Origin of the sequence: Paracoccus salsus, from assembly GCF_021556615.1 — a bacterium.
In the GTDB taxonomy this organism is placed as follows: domain Bacteria; phylum Pseudomonadota; class Alphaproteobacteria; order Rhodobacterales; family Rhodobacteraceae; genus Paracoccus; species Paracoccus salsus.
This window is the reverse complement of sequence record NZ_JAKGGD010000004.1, coordinates 142,520-158,441: the sequence shown is the minus strand read 5'-3', so window position 1 is coordinate 158,441 and position 15,922 is coordinate 142,520. Positions and strand designations below refer to the sequence as shown.

The 15,922-nt window shown below is 65.1% G+C and carries 12 protein-coding genes and 1 tRNA gene; 6 read left to right on the top strand and 7 right to left on the bottom strand.

Features of this window, described 5'->3' with window-relative positions; genetic code table 11:
* Positions 1–229: 229 nt before the first annotated feature.
* From L1965_RS09985 to L1965_RS09970, 4 genes are read right to left on the bottom strand one after another with little or no spacing between them, the layout of a single operon-like run.
* The gene (locus L1965_RS09985; RefSeq protein WP_235756282.1) at positions 230–871 is read right to left on the bottom strand and encodes an aminotransferase class IV; all 642 of its coding nucleotides are present in this window, start codon (positions 869–871) and stop codon (positions 230–232) included.
* Positions 832–1,959 carry an aminodeoxychorismate synthase component I gene (locus L1965_RS09980; protein ID WP_235756281.1) on the bottom strand — a complete coding sequence of 376 codons (1,128 nt, stop codon included), beginning with the start codon at positions 1,957–1,959 and terminating at the stop codon, positions 832–834. The genes L1965_RS09985 and L1965_RS09980 overlap by 40 nt, the downstream gene beginning before the upstream one ends.
* Entirely contained in the window at positions 1,956–5,414 is a 3,459-nt protein-coding gene (mfd, locus tag L1965_RS09975) for a transcription-repair coupling factor (RefSeq protein ID WP_235756280.1), read from the bottom strand. Before mfd ends, L1965_RS09980 begins: the two co-directional genes overlap by 4 nt.
* A gap of 38 nt (positions 5,415–5,452) precedes the next feature.
* A complete protein-coding gene (locus tag L1965_RS09970) occupies positions 5,453–6,025 on the bottom strand; it encodes a hypothetical protein (RefSeq protein WP_235756279.1) in 573 nt (190 codons plus the stop codon).
* Positions 6,026–6,088: 63 nt separating this feature from the next.
* Between L1965_RS09970 and hemB the strand changes: the two genes are divergently transcribed.
* Positions 6,089–7,120, top strand: a complete 1,032-nt coding sequence (hemB, locus tag L1965_RS09965) for a porphobilinogen synthase (protein WP_235756278.1) — start codon at positions 6,089–6,091, stop codon at positions 7,118–7,120.
* 70 nt (positions 7,121–7,190) lie between these two features.
* A complete protein-coding gene (locus tag L1965_RS09960) occupies positions 7,191–7,808 on the top strand; it encodes a lipid-binding SYLF domain-containing protein (RefSeq protein ID WP_235756277.1) in 618 nt (205 codons plus the stop codon).
* Positions 7,809–8,222: 414 nt separating this feature from the next.
* Here the strand turns inward: L1965_RS09960 and L1965_RS09955 are convergent.
* Positions 8,223–8,298: transfer RNA gene (locus L1965_RS09955), tRNA-Ala, on the bottom strand.
* A 380-nt stretch (positions 8,299–8,678) separates the two neighbouring features.
* On the opposite strand from L1965_RS09955, the gene L1965_RS09950 reads away from it, so the two are divergent.
* Positions 8,679–10,226 carry a cation:proton antiporter domain-containing protein gene (locus L1965_RS09950; RefSeq protein ID WP_235756276.1) on the top strand — a complete coding sequence of 516 codons (1,548 nt, stop codon included), beginning with the start codon at positions 8,679–8,681 and terminating at the stop codon, positions 10,224–10,226.
* A 142-nt stretch (positions 10,227–10,368) separates the two neighbouring features.
* On the opposite strand, the gene L1965_RS09945 is transcribed toward L1965_RS09950, so the two are convergent.
* Positions 10,369–11,265, bottom strand: coding sequence for a methylenetetrahydrofolate reductase (locus tag L1965_RS09945; RefSeq protein WP_235756275.1), 897 nt, complete (start codon positions 11,263–11,265; stop codon positions 10,369–10,371).
* Between the two features lie 478 nt (positions 11,266–11,743).
* Positions 11,744–12,040, bottom strand: coding sequence for a hypothetical protein (locus L1965_RS09940; RefSeq protein ID WP_235756274.1), 297 nt, complete (start codon positions 12,038–12,040; stop codon positions 11,744–11,746).
* 178 nt (positions 12,041–12,218) lie between these two features.
* Here L1965_RS09940 and L1965_RS09935 point away from each other — a divergent pair, with 178 nt between their 5' ends.
* From L1965_RS09935 to L1965_RS09925, 3 genes are read left to right on the top strand one after another with little or no spacing between them, the layout of a single operon-like run.
* On the top strand, positions 12,219–14,189 hold the full coding sequence (locus L1965_RS09935; RefSeq protein WP_235756273.1) for a hypothetical protein: 1,971 nt from the start codon (positions 12,219–12,221) through the stop codon (positions 14,187–14,189).
* 46 nt (positions 14,190–14,235) lie between these two features.
* A complete protein-coding gene (locus L1965_RS09930) occupies positions 14,236–15,549 on the top strand; it encodes a hypothetical protein (RefSeq protein ID WP_235756272.1) in 1,314 nt (437 codons plus the stop codon).
* Between the two features lie 27 nt (positions 15,550–15,576).
* Positions 15,577–15,867, top strand: a complete 291-nt coding sequence (locus tag L1965_RS09925) for a hypothetical protein (protein ID WP_235756271.1) — start codon at positions 15,577–15,579, stop codon at positions 15,865–15,867.
* Positions 15,868–15,922: the final 55 nt, after the last annotated feature.

The window sequence follows — 15,922 nt, the reverse complement described above, 5'->3', positions numbered from 1 at the left end:
GCAGGCGCGGGTCCGCGTCGCGCAGGATGGGCCAGAGCCGCGAAATCACCGCATAGAGATCGGCGCGAAGCCTTAGCATGTCCGCCAGCGCGTCGGCTGTGCTTACTCGATTTCCCACGGTGCGCGCCCCTTCCTCATAGGCCTTGATGACACTGGCGTTGTCGGCCTCAACGATGCGATCCAGAAGCGTTTCGATCTGCTTCTCGGCATCGCGAAGCTGAGGGCGACGCTAGGACCGGACCAGACGCGCCGGGATCAGGCCGCGCAATGCGTTGCCGCAAAACAGCTCTCCGCGTGACAGGTCGGCGGCGACCAGCGGCGCTTCCCGGGCCTCGCCCGCGTCAAGCAGCGACTGGCGCAGGATGCCGGGCAGCAAGCCGCAGGATAGCGGAGGCGTCAACAGGGACGGCCCCCTGCGCAGGAACAGCGTGGTGATCGTGCCTTCGCAGATCTCGTCACTCTCATTCATCAGGATCGCCTCGTCGGTGCCCTCGGGCATCAGGCGCCGTGCGGCATCATATTGCGGTCGCCACGAGGTCTTGATGCGCAGCCACGGATCAGAGCTTTCGAGGCGGACCGGGGACAGCGCGACCGTCCAGAACGGCGGGGCGGGCGGCAGCGGCTCGCAGGCAAGGCCGACCCGTCCGCTGCCCTCGACCGTCAGCCGCACCCGCAGCGCCCGACCGATCGGCAGCGTGCCCAGCCTGTCGGCAACCGCATCCTCGTCGAGGGGAAAGCCGACCACGCCGCAATCTCGCCGCAGGCGTGCCAGGTGCAGGGGCCACAGGCCGATGCGGCCGTCGCGTCCTGAACGCATCGTCTCGATGACGGTCAGCCCGTCGGGGACAGTTCCAGAAATGCCGATTTGCACAACGCTTCCTCCCATTCGGCGCCGGCGCCGCTGTCATGGGTGATGCCGCCACCCACGTTGAGGCGAAGCTTGCCCGGTTCCGCCATGACCGGCGTCCGGATCGCCACATTGAACCGCATGGGTCCGTCGGGGCTGGCCCATCCGATCGCCCCGCAATAGATCCCGCGCGGCTGCTGTTCCAGTTCCGCGATGATTTCCATCGCGCGGATCTTGGGGGCGCCCGTGATCGATCCGCAGGGGAACAGGGCCATCAGGATTTCATCGAGGCCCGCGCCCTCGCGCAGTTGTCCGGCGACCGTCGAGGTCATCTGGTGGACGGTCGCATAGGGCTCGATCTGGAACAGCTTCGGCACATGCACGCTGCCCGGAACGCAAACCCGGCTGATGTCGTTGCGCAGCAGGTCGACGATCATCAGATTTTCCGCCCGGTCCTTCTCGGATATCGACAGAGCCGCGGCGGCGGCCACGTCCTCGTCCTGCGTCGCGCCGCGCCGCGCGGTGCCCTTCATCGGGCGGGTCTCGATCCGGCCGGCATCGTCGACCGCGAAGAACAGCTCGGGACTGCGCGACAGAACCACCGGCCCGCCCAGATCGACAAAGGCGCCCTCGCCCACGGGCTGGCGCGCCGCCAGCGCGGCATAGATGGCCAGCGGATCGCCAGAGACATCGGCCTGCATCGGGAAGGTCAGATTGATCTGGTAGCTGTCGCCCGCCTCGATATAGCGATGCACCGCCGCGACCGCCCGGTCGTAGCGATCCCGCGACCAGTCGGCACGCGGAGCCGAGATCGACACGCCGACCGGCTGGGGCAGGGCCGGCGCCGGGCGCGGCTGGTCGAAAACACCCATCAGGATCAGCGGAACATCCCGGCTTCCGGGCATCAGCGGCGCCAGCCTGGTGGTCAGCGCATAGCCCAGCTCGTAGGACAGATAACCCGCCAGCCAGCAGCCCCGCAGCCGCGCGGCCTGGATCGCCGCCAGCGCCGGCGCGACGCCTGCGGGCGTGTCGGCCCGTATCACCGTCTGCGGCGCCGAGAACAGCGTTCCGCCCGGCAAGGGCCCATGGTCAAAGCGAATCTGCGCGGTCACCGGGTCACCTTGGCCTTCGCGGCCAGGTCGCGGGCGATCGCGAACGCGCCCTTGATGCGATCGCCATCCGAGCCCCAGTCGCGGCGCAGGATGATCTTGTTGCCCTCGACCTTGGCCTGGCCCTGCTGATCGGTCAGGAACTCGACCAGTCCGGCCGGATTGGGGAACTTGTCGTGATGGAACTGCACGGTCGCGCCCTTGGGGCCCGCGTCCAGCCGGGCGATATTGGCGCGCTTGGCCATCGCCTTGATGCGCATGACAAGAAGCAGCGTGTTCACCTCGCGCGGCAATGGCCCGAAACGGTCGATCAACTCTGCGGCGAAACCTTCCAGCTCGACCTTCGTGGTCAGTTCGGCCAGCCGGCGGTACAATCCCAGCCGCACATCCAGGTCCGGGATGAAGCTCTCGGGGATGGTCACCGGCACGCCCAGGTTCAGCGTGGGCGCCCATTCGTCCTCGGGCGTGCCCTCGATCTCGCCGGATTTGAGCTTGGCGATCGTTTCCTCAAGCATCTGCTGATACAGTTCGAAACCCACCTCCTTGATGTGGCCCGATTGTTCTTCGCCCAGCAGGTTGCCTGCGCCGCGCAGATCGAGGTCCTGCGACGCCAGGTTGAAGCCCGCGCCCAGGCCGTCGATCGAGCCCAGGAATTTCAGTCGCCGCATCGCCTGCGGGGTCATCGGCTGGCGCGGTCTTGTGGTCAGATAGCAGTAGGCGCGCGTCTTGGACCGCCCCACCCGGCCGCGGATCTGATACAGCTGCGACAGTCCGAACATGTCGGCGCGCCAGATGATCATGGTGTTGGCGGTCGGGATGTCGAGGCCGGATTCGACGATGGTCGTGGCCAGCAGCACGTCGTGACTGCCGTCGTAGAACCCGTTCATGCGCTGGTCCAGATCGCCCGCCGCCAACTGGCCATGGGCGACGAGATAGCTGATTTCCGGCACGTTCTCGGACAGCCAGTGTTCGACATCGGGCAGGTCCGCCAGGCGCGGGACCACGAAGAAGCTTCGCCCGCCGCGATATTTCTCACGCAGCAAGGCCTCGCGGATGGTGACGCTGTCGAACTCGCTGACATAGGTGCGGATCGCCAGACGGTCCACCGGAGGCGTGCCGATCACCGACAGGTCGCGCACCCCGGTCAGCGACAATTGCAGCGTGCGCGGGATCGGCGTGGCTGTCAGAGTCAACACGTGGATGTCGCTGCGCAGTTCTTTCAGCCGTTCCTTGTGGGCAACGCCGAAATGTTGCTCCTCGTCGATGATCAGCAGGCCCAGATTTCGGAACCGCACGCCCTTGGCCAGCACCGCATGCGTGCCGATCACGATATCGACGCTGCCATCGGCAAGTCCCTCGCGGGTTCTGGCGGCATCCTTTGCGCCCACGAAACGCGACAATGGACGGACCGAAATGGCGCTGCCGCGAAACCGCTCGGCAAAGGTCCTGAAATGCTGGCGCGCCAGCAACGTGGTCGGCGCGACCACGGCGACCTGCATCCCCTGCGAGGCGGCGACGAAGGCCGCGCGCATGGCGACCTCGGTCTTTCCGAAGCCGACATCGCCGACCACCAGCCGATCCATCGGGCGGCCGGCGGCCAGGTCTTCCAGCACGTCCTCGATCGCGGCGGCCTGATCGTCGGTCTCGCTATAGGGGAAGCGCGCGGCGAAGGCCTGCCAGTCGTGGTCCTCGGGCTCGAGGACGGGGGCCGGGCGCAGCAGGCGTTCGGCGGCCACCCGCATCAGCTTGTCCGCGATCAGCCGGATGCGTTCCTTCAGCCTGGCCTTGCGCGCCTGCCATGCGCCGCCGCCCAGACGGTCCAGCAGGCCCTCCTCGTGACCATAGCGGCTGAGCAGTTCGATATTCTCGACCGGCAGGAACAGCCGGTCGCCGCCGGCATATTCCAGCGCGACGCAATCATGCGGGACGCCTGCCGCCGTGATCGTTTCAAGCCCGGTATAGCGACCGATGCCATGTTCGACATGCACCACCAGATCGCCGGGGGTCAGGCTGGTCGTGTCGCGCAGGAAATTCTCGGCCTTGCGGCGCTTTCTTGCCCCCCGGATCAGCCTGTCGCCCAGAACGTCCTGTTCCGAGATCACGGCGATGGCGCCAAGCGCCTGCCCCTGCGCCACGAAGCCTTCGTCCAGCGGCCAGACCGCCAGCCCGATGGCTCCCATGCGTTCGGGCAGGTCACGCAGATCGCCGATCGGCGCGGCGCCGGTCAGCCCCTCATCCGCCAGCAGGCCTGCCAGCCGCTCGCGCGCGCCATCCGAGAAGCTGGCGATGACCACGCGATGCTCTTTTGACAAAGCCTTTACATGCTGCGCCAGGGCACTGAACAGGTTCGCGGATTCCGACTGCCGCTCAGGCGCGAAATTCCGGCCCGCGCGGCCGCCCGCATCCAGCACGCCGGGACCCGGAGGCCGAGCCAGCACCGAAAGCCGCAGAACGCGGCGTCCGGCCAGCCAGGCTTGCCATTCGCCTTCGGTCGGGAACATCAGGTCGGGCGGGACGGGCTTGTAGACGGTATCCGCCCGCCCCTTCGCGGCCATCGCGGCGCGGCGAGCCTGGTATTGTTCGTGGATCATCTCGCGCCGCGCGTCGATCACCTGGCCTATATGGTCATCCAGCACCACAGAGGCGCCGGGCAGGTAATCGAAAAGGCTTTCCATCCGGTCGTGAAACCAGGGAAGCCAGTGTTCGGTGCCTGCCATCTTGCGCCCGGCACTGACGCCCTCATACAGCGGGTCGCTGGTCCCGCCGCCATACTCGGCGCGATAATTCTGGCGAAACCGGGTGATCGCGGGCTCGTCGAGGATCACCTCGGACATCGGTGCGATCTCGACCCGCGACAGTTTCTCGGTGGTGCGCTGGGTGACCGGGTCGAAACGGCGGGCACCATCCAGGACATCGCCAAACAGGTCAAGCCGGACCGGGCCGGATTCGCCCGGCGGAAAGATGTCGATGATCCCGCCGCGAATGGCATAGTCGCCCGGCTCGGTCACCGTCGGAGACTGCACGAACCCCATCCGGATCAGGAAATCGCGCAGCCCGGCCTCGTCGATGCGGTCGCCCACCCGCGCGGCGAAGCTGGCGCCGGCGACAAGTTCGCGCGCGGGTACACGCTGCAGCACGGCGTTCAGCGTCGTCAGCAGGACGAAAGGCCCCTTCACCGCGCCCTGCGCCAGCCCCGCCAGAGTGGCCATTCGCGCGGCCTGCACCTCGGGCGCGGGCGACACCCGGTCATAGGGCGTCGTGTCCCATGCGGGGAAGTCCAGCACCGCCAGATGCGGCGCGACGAATCCCAGGGCCTCGCGCGTGGCGGCCATGCGCCGGTCGTCACGGGCAATGTGCAGGACGGGGGCGCCACGGTTTTCCGGCCGTGCCGCCTCGCGCGCGATCAGCGCCGCGTCATAGCCCTCGGGGGCGCCGGAAAGGATCAGCTGATCGGACATCTCGCGTCAGGTAACGGGCGGTGCGTCGGTGTCAAGGCTTACAGGCCGTTCGGATGGGCCAGCGCCCAGATCGTGCCCCACAACGCGGTCGTGGCGAACGCCGTGACGGACAGCACCGTCACCAGGCGCTTGTGTCGCACCATGTGCCGCACCGCCTCGGCCGCGATATCCGTGATCGTCCGCTGGCCTGTCTGCCCCGCCTCCAGAAGCGGGGCAAGACGCCGCGCAAGGCGCAAGCGCAGCCACAGCAGCAGCAGGAAGGGCGCCAGCAGGAATGTCAGCGCCTGCGCCATCTCCAGCCCGTATCCGAACCCGAAGATTGCAAGCGAGGTCAGAAGGAACGCGGCCACCGCCAGAAATGCCGCGCCCTCGTGCGGACCAAGCCGCCAGCGCGGCAACAGCAGGGACAGCCAATCCAGCAAGGTGACCACCGCAGCGCCGTCGGTCTGTCCCGCGTCCTGTGCGCGGCGGGCACGCGTCAAAACCTCGGCCGGGACCCCCAGAACGGTGCGGCCGGTTGCCGACCACATGCCGATCAGCACCAGCCAGAACCAGATCGTCCCGAACGAACGGCTGTCCAGGAAGCTGATGAATCCGTCGAATTGCGGCACGCGCTGGTTCCTTGTCCTTGCTCGCGCGCGACCTTAGAACGACAGCGTGCCAAGGGAAAGCACATGGCTGCCCCATCGACGCCCCGAAAGGATACGACCATGGTCACCCCGATCATCGCTCCCTTCCCCGCCACGCGCCTGCGGCGGTTGCGCCGCACCGCCAATCTGCGGGCGATGGTCAGCGAGGTGAACCTGACACCCGCGAACCTGATCTGGCCGATCTTCGTCACCGAGGTGGCCGGCGCCGAGGGCGAGATCGCATCGATGCCGGGGGTCGAGCGGTTGACGCTTGACGGCGCCAGGCGCGCGGCTGAACGGGCCGCACGGCTGGGCATCCCGGCGATCTGCATCTTTCCGCATTCCGATCAGGCCCTGAAGACCGAAGGCTGCGAACGTGCGTGGGACCCGGACAATATCGGCAACCGGGCAATCCGCGCCGTCAAGGACGCGGTGCCCGAGCTGGCGGTGATGACCGACATCGCGCTGGACCCCTATAACGCCAACGGCCATGACGGCATCGTTCTGGATGGCGAGATCCTGAACGACGAAACCATCGAGGCCCTGGTCAGGATGGCGCTGCTCCAGGCCGAGGCGGGCGCCGACATCCTGGGTCCCAGTGACATGATGGATGGCCGGATCGGCGCTCTGCGTGGCGCGCTGGAGGCTGCGGGCCACAAGCATGTGGCGATCCTGTCCTATGCGGCGAAATTCGCCAGCGCCTTCTATGGTCCGTTTCGCGATGCGGTGGGCGCGTCGGGACGGCTGGTCGGGGACAAGAATACCTATCAGGTCAATCCCGCCAACCGGGGCGAGGCTCTGCGCTGCGTGGCCCGCGACCTGGCCGAGGGCGCGGACATGGTCATGGTCAAGCCCGGAATGCCCTACCTGGACATCTGCAAGGCAGTGAAGGACCAGTTCGGCGCGCCTACCTTCGCTTACCAGGTCAGCGGCGAATACGCGATGCTCGAGGGGGCGATCCGCAATGGCTGGCTGTCGCGCGATGCGATGCTGGAAAGCCTGCTGGCCTTTCGGCGCGCCGGATGCGACGGCGTTCTGAGCTATTTCGCGCCAGACGCCGCCGAAATGCTGGCATGATTGGCCCGGCTCGCTTATCGTGTCGCGGAACGGACCGTCAGCGTCCGGCAAGCGAGGGCGAGGCAAGGACATGAGCAGTTCCAGAACGATGACACGACGCGGGGTCCTGGCCACGGCTGGGGCCGTGCTGGCCCTGGCGGGATGCACGAACGCGGTCGGCGGCAGTGCCGCCGCGCAACTCGATGCGCGGGTTGACCAGACCCATCAATACCTGCTGCAAAACTACCCGACCGCCGCGCCACTCGTCCAGAACGCCAAGGGGGTGCTTTACATGCCCCTGATGACCGAGGCGGCCCTGGGCTTCGGTGGCGCGTATGGACAGGGTGCGCTCAGGATCGGCGGCGCGACCGTCGATTATTATTCCGCCGCGCAGGCCAGCGTGGGATTTCAGGCCGGCGCGCAGCAATACGCCCATGTGCTGATCTTCCAGACCGATCAGGCCCTGGCCGCGTTCCGCGCAGCGCCCGGTTGGGTCGCGGGCGCCGACGCCTATTACGCGATCCCGGCCGGCGGAATGTCCCTCGGCGCGGACACCATCACCGCACAGTATCCGGTGGTGGCGATGATCTTCGGGCAGGCCGGGCTGATGGCCGGCGCCGCGATCGAGGGCACGAAATATACGCGCGTCATCCCGTCGTCCCTGGTGGATTTCGGCAGCATGGGCCTGCCCTCGCTGCGCCGCAACTGATCCGCAGCCGGACTCGCCCGGCCCGCCGCGGCCACCCGCGCTCCTGGCCGCGGATGAGCCGGGTCCAGTCGATCGGTTTCCCATCGATCGAGCAGCATCGTGCTGCGAGCGAGGGGTTGACCATGACCAGCGGCCCGCGCCGGAGCCGCAGACCGGCATTCGCGGCGAACCCGGTGGTGACCGTGGTCAAGGGTGCGAGACCCGGCGTGTTCGGCCGAAGTCGATCTGCGCCATGCCTGGGATGGCCTGCTCCGCGAGCGCAGAATCCCGGAACCGACGAATTTCCAACAGCCTGCGCCCGACATGCGCCATGCGGGCGACCTCGTGGATACTGCCGCAACGATCGATGTCCGAGAAGCTGCGCAGCCCTTAGCGCAAACCCAGCTCGGCAACAGTTCATTCAAGCTTATTGATTGGTGGAGCCGAGGGGAATCGAACCCCTGACCTCATCATTGCGAACGATGCGCTCTACCAACTGAGCTACGGCCCCATGGAGGCGCTAGTTGTACCGGACGCGTAAAATTGTCAAGAGTTTCGCGTCCCCCCTGCCCTATCCCCTGGAGACCGGACCGTAGGCGCGACCGGTCGCAGGTTGCATGGACACCGGGTCACGCCGATCACGGATCCGTCGCCAGAATCGCCGCTGGTGGAGCCGAAAACCAGCTTGCGCGGGCCGTAAGGCGATTCGATGTCATCGTTCCTGATATCGGATCGCAGGGGCAGGTCCAGCAAGGCCGGCAACGACGACCGATGCGGGTCGAGAATCCTGCCACGCGTTGTGTCGGCTGGCGCAGTGCAGGAAAACGTTTTGGCCTGAGAGGGTGAGCCGCGTAAGGTTTCGGGCATATTCGCAGCGGAGAGTGAACGGTCTTGTTTGAAGTCATCACCATAAGTTTCGCCTTCATTTTTGGCCTGACGGTGCGGCAGATCGGTCTGCCCCCCCTGGTCGGCTTTCTGGCTGCGGGCTTCGCCATCAACATCCTTGGACCCGTGCTGGGTCTGCCCGATTATACGGGCGAAACGCTGCAACATGTTGCGCATCTTGGTGTTCTGATGTTGCTGTTCACGGTTGGCCTCAAGCTGAAGCTTGCCCAGATCGCCCAGCCACAGGTCATCGGCGGGGCGCTTTTGCACTTTGCCATTTCGGTCGTGGTCTTCATGCCGGCGCTCAAGCTGTTCATGGGGCTGGACTGGAACACCGCGCTGCTTCTGGCCATCGCGCTGTCCTTTTCCTCGACCGTGCTGGCCGCGAAACTGCTGGAAACCAGGCGCGAACTGGGCGCATTTCATGGCCGCACCGCGATCGGCATCCTGATTGTGCAGGACATCATCGCGCTGGTGGTGCTGGCGGTCTGGTCTGGCCAGACGCCGAACATCTGGGCGCTTCTGGTCCTTGGCCTGCCATTGTTGCGCCCGGTTCTGCATCGGTTGCTGGATTTCGCGGGGCATGATGAACTTCTGGTGCTCATGGGCATGATGCTGTCGCTGGTCATTGGCGGCATGGGGTTCGAGGCGATGGGGCTGTCGTCGGAAATCGGCGCATTGGTGATGGGGGTGCTTTTGTCCACCCATACCCGCGCCAAGGAACTGGGCGCATCGCTCTGGTCGCTCAAGGAAATATTCCTCGTCGGTTTCTTCCTGCAGATCGGGCTGACGGGCCTGCCAGACTGGGGGGCGATGATCTTTGCGCTGGCCGTGGGCATCGCGCTGACGCTCAAGGGCGCGCTGTTCTTTGCGCTTCTGGTGGCGTTCAAGCTGCGCGCGCGCAGCGCGTTTCTCAGCGCGCTCAGCCTGACAGCCTATTCCGAATTCGGGCTGATCGTGGCAGCGGGAGTGTTGCCGGAATACCTTGTGCCGCTGGCCATTGCGGTGTCCATCTCCTTTCTGATCTCGGCCCCGCTCAACCGCTATGCGCATTCGCTGTCCCAGCGCTTCGAGGGCAGGTTGCGCGCCTACGAGCGTGATACCATCCACCCGGACGAACAGCCCAAGGACATGGGTGATGCGGATGTGCTGATCTTCGGGATGGGGCGCACAGGCAGCGCCGCCTACGGGTTTCTCGAGGAGCAGGGGCTGAAACCGCTGGGTCTGGATGCCGACACCTACAAGGCCAAGGCGCACCAGGCATCCGGGCGCAATGTGATGTTCGCGGATGCCGAGGACAGCAACTTCTGGCGCAGCTGCAACCTTGGCCAGATCAAGGCCGCGATCCTTGCCATGGACGATAACCAGGCCAAGCTGATCGCCGCCCGCTCGCTGCGGAAACGCGGATTCGCCGGGCCGATCGTGGCCCATGCCATGCACGAGTCGCACGAGCAGCAGATCCGCGAGGCCGGCGTGGATTACACCCATCTGACCATGAACCAGGCCGGGATCAGCCTGGCAAAGCAGACGGCCGAGGCGATGGCCGACGCATGACCCGGACCGCCCCGCTGTGGCGCTTTCAAGCCGGGCTGCCTCAAGGTGGAAACGTGATCGATTTCCACCGCCGGCAACAGTTGCCCTTATCGCGCCCGGGTGCGGACCGGGGCGCAAGCGCGACGCCGCACCGCTTGGTCCCTCACGTCTCGCCCACGAAGGCGGCCAGCGCCATCGGCAGAGGCCAGCGGTTCATCGTGTAGACGTGGAGCGCCGGGGCACCATAGGCGACAAGGCGGCGGGCGTGTTCGACCGTCATCGCTGCGGCGAGATAGGGCTCCAGCTCGGGCGTGGCCTCGGCCTTGGCGAACAGCCGGTCGAGCCAGTCCGGCACGGCGGTCCCGTTTGCCCTGGCGAAGCGCCTGAGCCTGGGCCAGCGCTCCATCGGCATGAGGCCGGGTATGAGGGGCGCGTCGATCCCGCGCCGCGCGCAGGCCTCGATGAAGCGGCCATAGGCCGCCGGGTCGAGGACGAACTGGCAATAGGCCGCCCCGGCCCCGGCATCGAGCTTGCCCCGGAGGTGGTCGATATCCGCCTCTGCGCTTTCGGCCTCGGGGTGCGTCTCGGGATGCGCGGCGACCGCGATCTCGAAATCGTGCCGCGCGCGCAGGGCGGCCACCAGCTCGGAGGCGTGGGCGAAGCCCGGCGGGACGCGGCCAGCCCCGTCGGGGCGGTCGCCGCGCAGGGCAAGGATGTGGCGGATGCCGCGCAGCCAAAGCTCATCCGCCGTCTGCATGGCCGCGTCGCGCGTGAGACCCAGAGAGACCAGATGCGCCATCACCGGGCGGCCGGTGCGCTCGGCGATCTGGGCCGCGGTCTCGACCGTACGGTCCCGCGTGGCGCCGCCCTGTGCCATCGTGACAGAAAAGCCATGCCCGGCCATGGGGGCAAGCCGGTCCGCGGTCTGCTGAAGGGCTGCGAGTCCGTCCGCGTCCTTCGGTGGGAAGACCTCGAAGCTCAGCGGCAGGCGCCGCTGCGTCTCGTCCAGGGGGCACGGCAGCGCGTCCTGCGGTTGATCGGCCTGGAATGGCGTGTCCATGCGGCGGCTCCCTTGGTATTATGGCCGGTCGCGACGCGGGACCGGGAAGCAGAAAGGCGGGCTTCGGTCACGCTAACCACACAATGGCCCGCCGACCAAGTCCACAGGAGGGACGTTGTTGATGAAGGGTGAGGATGGGCGAGATCTGGCGAACGCGCTGGGTGAATGGCTCACGCGCGCCTGCCGTCACCCTCAGGACAGGAATGTGCAGAAGGCTGGCCCTGCACGGTTATGAACCATCGTCCTCGTTCCGCCCGGGCAGCAGCGACTTGACACCAGCGGCGCGTGGGCGCGCGATGCCAAGGGAAGTCCAGCGTTTGATGAAGACCAGGTCGATGACTGCATCGTTCGCTCGATCCGGACCGCATTGTCTTGTGGCTGATCTGCGAATCGCAAGGCGACAAGTTCAATAGCATTCGGGATTTCTGCAAATCGGAGGATAAAAACGCCACTTCGACCCGGTCGAACCGATCCGTGCTCAGAGGCGCATCAGACGAACCGTGGTGACGCCGCCGAAACGCGCCGTACCACCCAGCGTTCCTTGCATCGCGTGCTTTACGGGAAGGTCCCGCATGCAGACCGGCAGCAGATCTTCCGCGTCGGCAAGGGCAGACTGGTCGGACTCGATCGCATCGAGATACCGCGGCAAGCCCTTGTCGGTATTGTCAGTTCCGGCGAGATCACCGCCACCGGCGGCGAGCCGGCCGTGGCGCTCGTCAAGGCGGAACTCGAGGTGATGTCCGGGAAGGCGGAGGGCGCAGGTCTCGAGATTCACAGGTTCTGGTGAATAAACCACATTGATTTTTGAAGCCAGATCGAGTTAACCTAGGTTAAGTCAAGTGACCGACATCCTGAATTGACGGCCCGGAAGCGGCCGCACCGGGCGCGATTTCGCGATAGTTTTTATCTTGTTCTGATCAGTTTTCAATCGACCTCTCGTTTGGAGAATGGTCTTGAGCATATTTGATTATCCACGGATCAACTTCAGCGGTATTCTGACCCTGAATCCGGGCACAGCCAACAACGACGATTACTCGGGCGATTGGCGTGATCCGAGGACCGGAAAGAATCTGGCCCTGATTGACTCAGCCACAGTCCAGCCAATTACCAGTGGTCTGGAAAATACGGAATTCGTTGAGTGGATCCAGCAAGAGCACGCCTTTCAGCCGACCCGTGGCGACGGCCCCGAACAAAGCATCATCCCGGCCGAGTGGAACTACTACGGCAACATGAGTTCCAGCGCGACCGTGCAGATCATGGGGGTACAAACCGGTGCCGGCGCGCTCGCCACGACCGACCCGGAATATAGCCAGCTGGTCGGCCAGAAAATCCACCTGAGCGGCAACATCACCGACATCAACTCCGAAGGATCTCCGCCCGGCACGCAGTTCTTCCTCAACCGTATTTCGCTGAAGTCCGGAGAGATCGAGATCTCGGGGAACCCCGGGAAAGCCGCCTGCCAGTGGATCAATTTTGCCCGCAACCTGAACATGCAGGGCGATGCCGGGGCCGGCGGCTACATGTACCATGCGATCACCGGCGGCACGATCAGGCTGCCGGGATTCGAGGATCCGAACCTTATCGGCATGGTCCTTCGCTATTACGTCTACGCGAAGCATAATTCCCTGAACGATCCGCGGGAGATCCTCAAGCGCTACGCCACGAAATCGACCAACCCTGCCGATTTCATCATGACGGGCACCCTCGCGCCCTTGTTCGCAGATGAGACCATCCGTACCGGCCCGGTGGGGCGACTGCTGGCCAATGATACACCCAATATCCCCATCCCCAACGGCCTGAAGAACAACACCGGCGGCAAGCTTGCGCTGGCACCGGCCGTTCTTTGCGAGGCGGAAGGGCGCATCAGCGTCGATTTTCTCGGCAGCTTTCCCGAGCAGATGACCGGCACGTTCCCCTCCCTGCCCGAGATCGACAACCCTGAATGGCATGATCCCGTCAGGAAGAACCCCAAGTTCGGATTCGGCGATGTCACGCTGTCCCTTCGCAACAGCACTGAGAGCGTGGAAATCGGCCCGGTCCCCTATCAGGACACCGAGAAAGGCAACGCGCGCGGCTGGGTGTTTGATTTTGATATATCCGGAAACCTCGCGGCGCAAAAGCTGCTCGCCGATCCGAACGCCACGTTCAGCCTGACAAGCGCGGATCACGGAACGGTTCTTGGCGAGGTCGACTATTATTTCGTGACCAACCAGCAAGCGATCTACGCCGAACAGGGCGATCAATCCGGCCTTTTTGTCAATCAGGGCATGCCCAGGGAAGACGCCAGATTCGAAGTCTACCATCGCGGCAAAAGGCTTTCCGCTGCCGATAGCCCGCCCATCACGATCTGGGGATACCGGACGACGCCGCTGGGCTTTTCGGGTCGTCGGACGGTGCTCTTCGAGGGGGTCAAGCCGGGCACTGCGCTGTCATTGACCCCGCATGGTGCAGAGGATTTCTTCAAGCCGGGCACTTACCTGCTGACCTTCGGCACCCCGCAGGCGACGGGTCCGACCGCATCGCCGCCCCCGGATGATTACGCAGGTTATATTGCACCGCCCTTCACCACGTTGACCAACCGCACCGGGATCAGCGTCAGGGTGCTGCCCAACGAGGATTTCGGCGCCTGTCTGACCGAAGGCAGGACCGGAACCATCACCAAGCCGGATGTCACCTTCCAGTATGTCTACGAAAAGACGCTGCGGACCTACGATCTGCTGTTCCCGGCCATGCACGCAATCTTCTCGCTGGGCGACGAAAAGACCGTTGCCGACAACGCCGACAGCATTCTGAAGCGGACCGATCCATCCGTCTGGGGCAGCACCGGCTTCATGCCGATCACCCGCGACATGTCCGAAAGCCGACGGCAGTTGCTGCAGGCCTGGTGCCGCGGCGTCATCGAAGCAAGAGACGCGGGATCATAGCGCAGGACTTTCGACCGAAACCACCAGTTCCAAGAGGGATACCAAGATGACTTTTTCAGGAAGTTTGGCCGGGGCAACGGCCGGGATCGTGGCGCTCGTCGGAATGGGTGTTTTCCCCGGGACCGCGCAGGCGGCCTGCGAAGCGCCCGGCAGCTGGACATCGCACGACGCGGTGCCCGCACCCGACAACACCGCCATTCCGCAAACCAATTGCGATTTTCACGTCTGGTCGTGGAACACCTTCCTCTGGATGACCCAGCCCGACGCCGACGGCGACCTGCGCTTCGAGAACTTCGCGACGCTGGAAGAGCTTTTCGATCCCGCGCCGGAGAATCAGGCCTTCAGCGCCCTGTCGCTCGACAAGTCGCTGGTGCTTTCGCCCCGGTCGATCAAGCCCGCGCACCCGACGGCCCCTGCCGCCACGGTCAAGGGCGTCGACGGGATCAATCAGGCAGGCTCGCTCGGGGTGCTTGTCCGGCGCAGTTCAAACGATCCCGAAAGCGGGCGCGCGGTCTATTATTCGCTGAGCGTCGATCCGGTCTATTACGACTTCATCCGAACCAACAAATACTACGATGTCGCGACCTATCTCGGGGCACCGGCCGACAAGAATTTCGACGTCGGCGCGGCTGAATTCAAATACTCCTGGATGGTCGTGGAAGACGGCGAAGACGTCAGCGATTTCTTCACCGTCGACGCCCAGATCGTCGAGCTGACCACCGATTCCACCGGCAAGGTCGTGCCCGACCCCACCAGGATGATCCCCGCGACCGTCGCACTCGTGGGCGTCCACGTGGTCGGCGTCGTCCAGAACCATCCCGAATTCATCTGGGCCACGTTCGAGCACAAATCCAACGCGCCCGACCTGCCGCAGGGCATGGACCCCACATCCGACGATGGGGTCAGCGATCAGGACTGGACGTTCTACGCGGCCGGCACCCCCGCCAAGGACAGCAACCTCATCGACAGCGCCACCAACCTGAAATTCGCCGACCAAAGCGCCCAGACGTTGCAGCCTGTCGTCGATGTGTTCCGCCAATTCGCCTGGGGGACGGACATGTCCGCGCCCGACGGCGCCGAGAACGCAGCCAACATCCAGTCGCTGAACCAGAGCGTCCTGTCGGGCACCCTCGCGGGGGATGCGGTCTGGAGCAACTACCGACTGACCGGTGCCGTCTGGGGCGATGGCACGCTGACGCCGAACACGCCCGTCACGCCGATCGGGTCCACGAAACTGTCGAATTCGACCCTCGAGACCTTCACGCAGGGCGGCGCCAACTGTTTCAGCTGCCACGGGCCCTACAGCAACAAGAACATGAACATCAGCCACATCATGCTGCAGCACTCACAGGCAGATTGATCCGACACCAACAGGGAACAAAGACCGATGGCCGATCCAGTAAGCTTCGATGCACAAATCAAACCCCTTTTCACACCGCAAGATATCGGGTGCATGTCCGGAATGGGCGTCAAGCTCGATGACTATACCTGGATGTCGGACCCCGCGGGCGGCACCCTGGGAAGCTGCAACAACTTTGCCGACCACATGAATGCGCGCACGGTCTACGCGAAGCTGACCGGTACCTGCCAGCCGCAGATGCCGCTGGGCGGCACCGCATGGGACCAGAGCGATCTCGATCTTTTCGACCAGTGGATGACGGACGGGTTCAAGCCCTGAGCCCGACCCGCATCCGGCGCCCGAACACCACATCGCAGGGGGAAGCATGATCAGG

Excerpts from the sequence above, each read along its gene's own strand:
- mfd (WP_235756280.1), bottom strand. The coding sequence starts at position 5,414 with ATGTCCGATCAGCTGATCCTTTCCGGCGCCCCCGAGGGCTATGACGCG.
- hemB (WP_235756278.1), top strand. The coding sequence starts at position 6,089 with ATGGCTGCCCCATCGACGCCCCGAAAGGATACGACCATGGTCACCCCG.
- L1965_RS09960 (WP_235756277.1), top strand. The coding sequence starts at position 7,191 with ATGAGCAGTTCCAGAACGATGACACGACGCGGGGTCCTGGCCACGGCT.
- L1965_RS09945 (WP_235756275.1), bottom strand. The coding sequence starts at position 11,265 with ATGGACACGCCATTCCAGGCCGATCAACCGCAGGACGCGCTGCCGTGC.
- L1965_RS09930 (WP_235756272.1), top strand. The coding sequence starts at position 14,236 with ATGACTTTTTCAGGAAGTTTGGCCGGGGCAACGGCCGGGATCGTGGCG.
- L1965_RS09925 (WP_235756271.1), top strand. The coding sequence starts at position 15,577 with ATGGCCGATCCAGTAAGCTTCGATGCACAAATCAAACCCCTTTTCACA.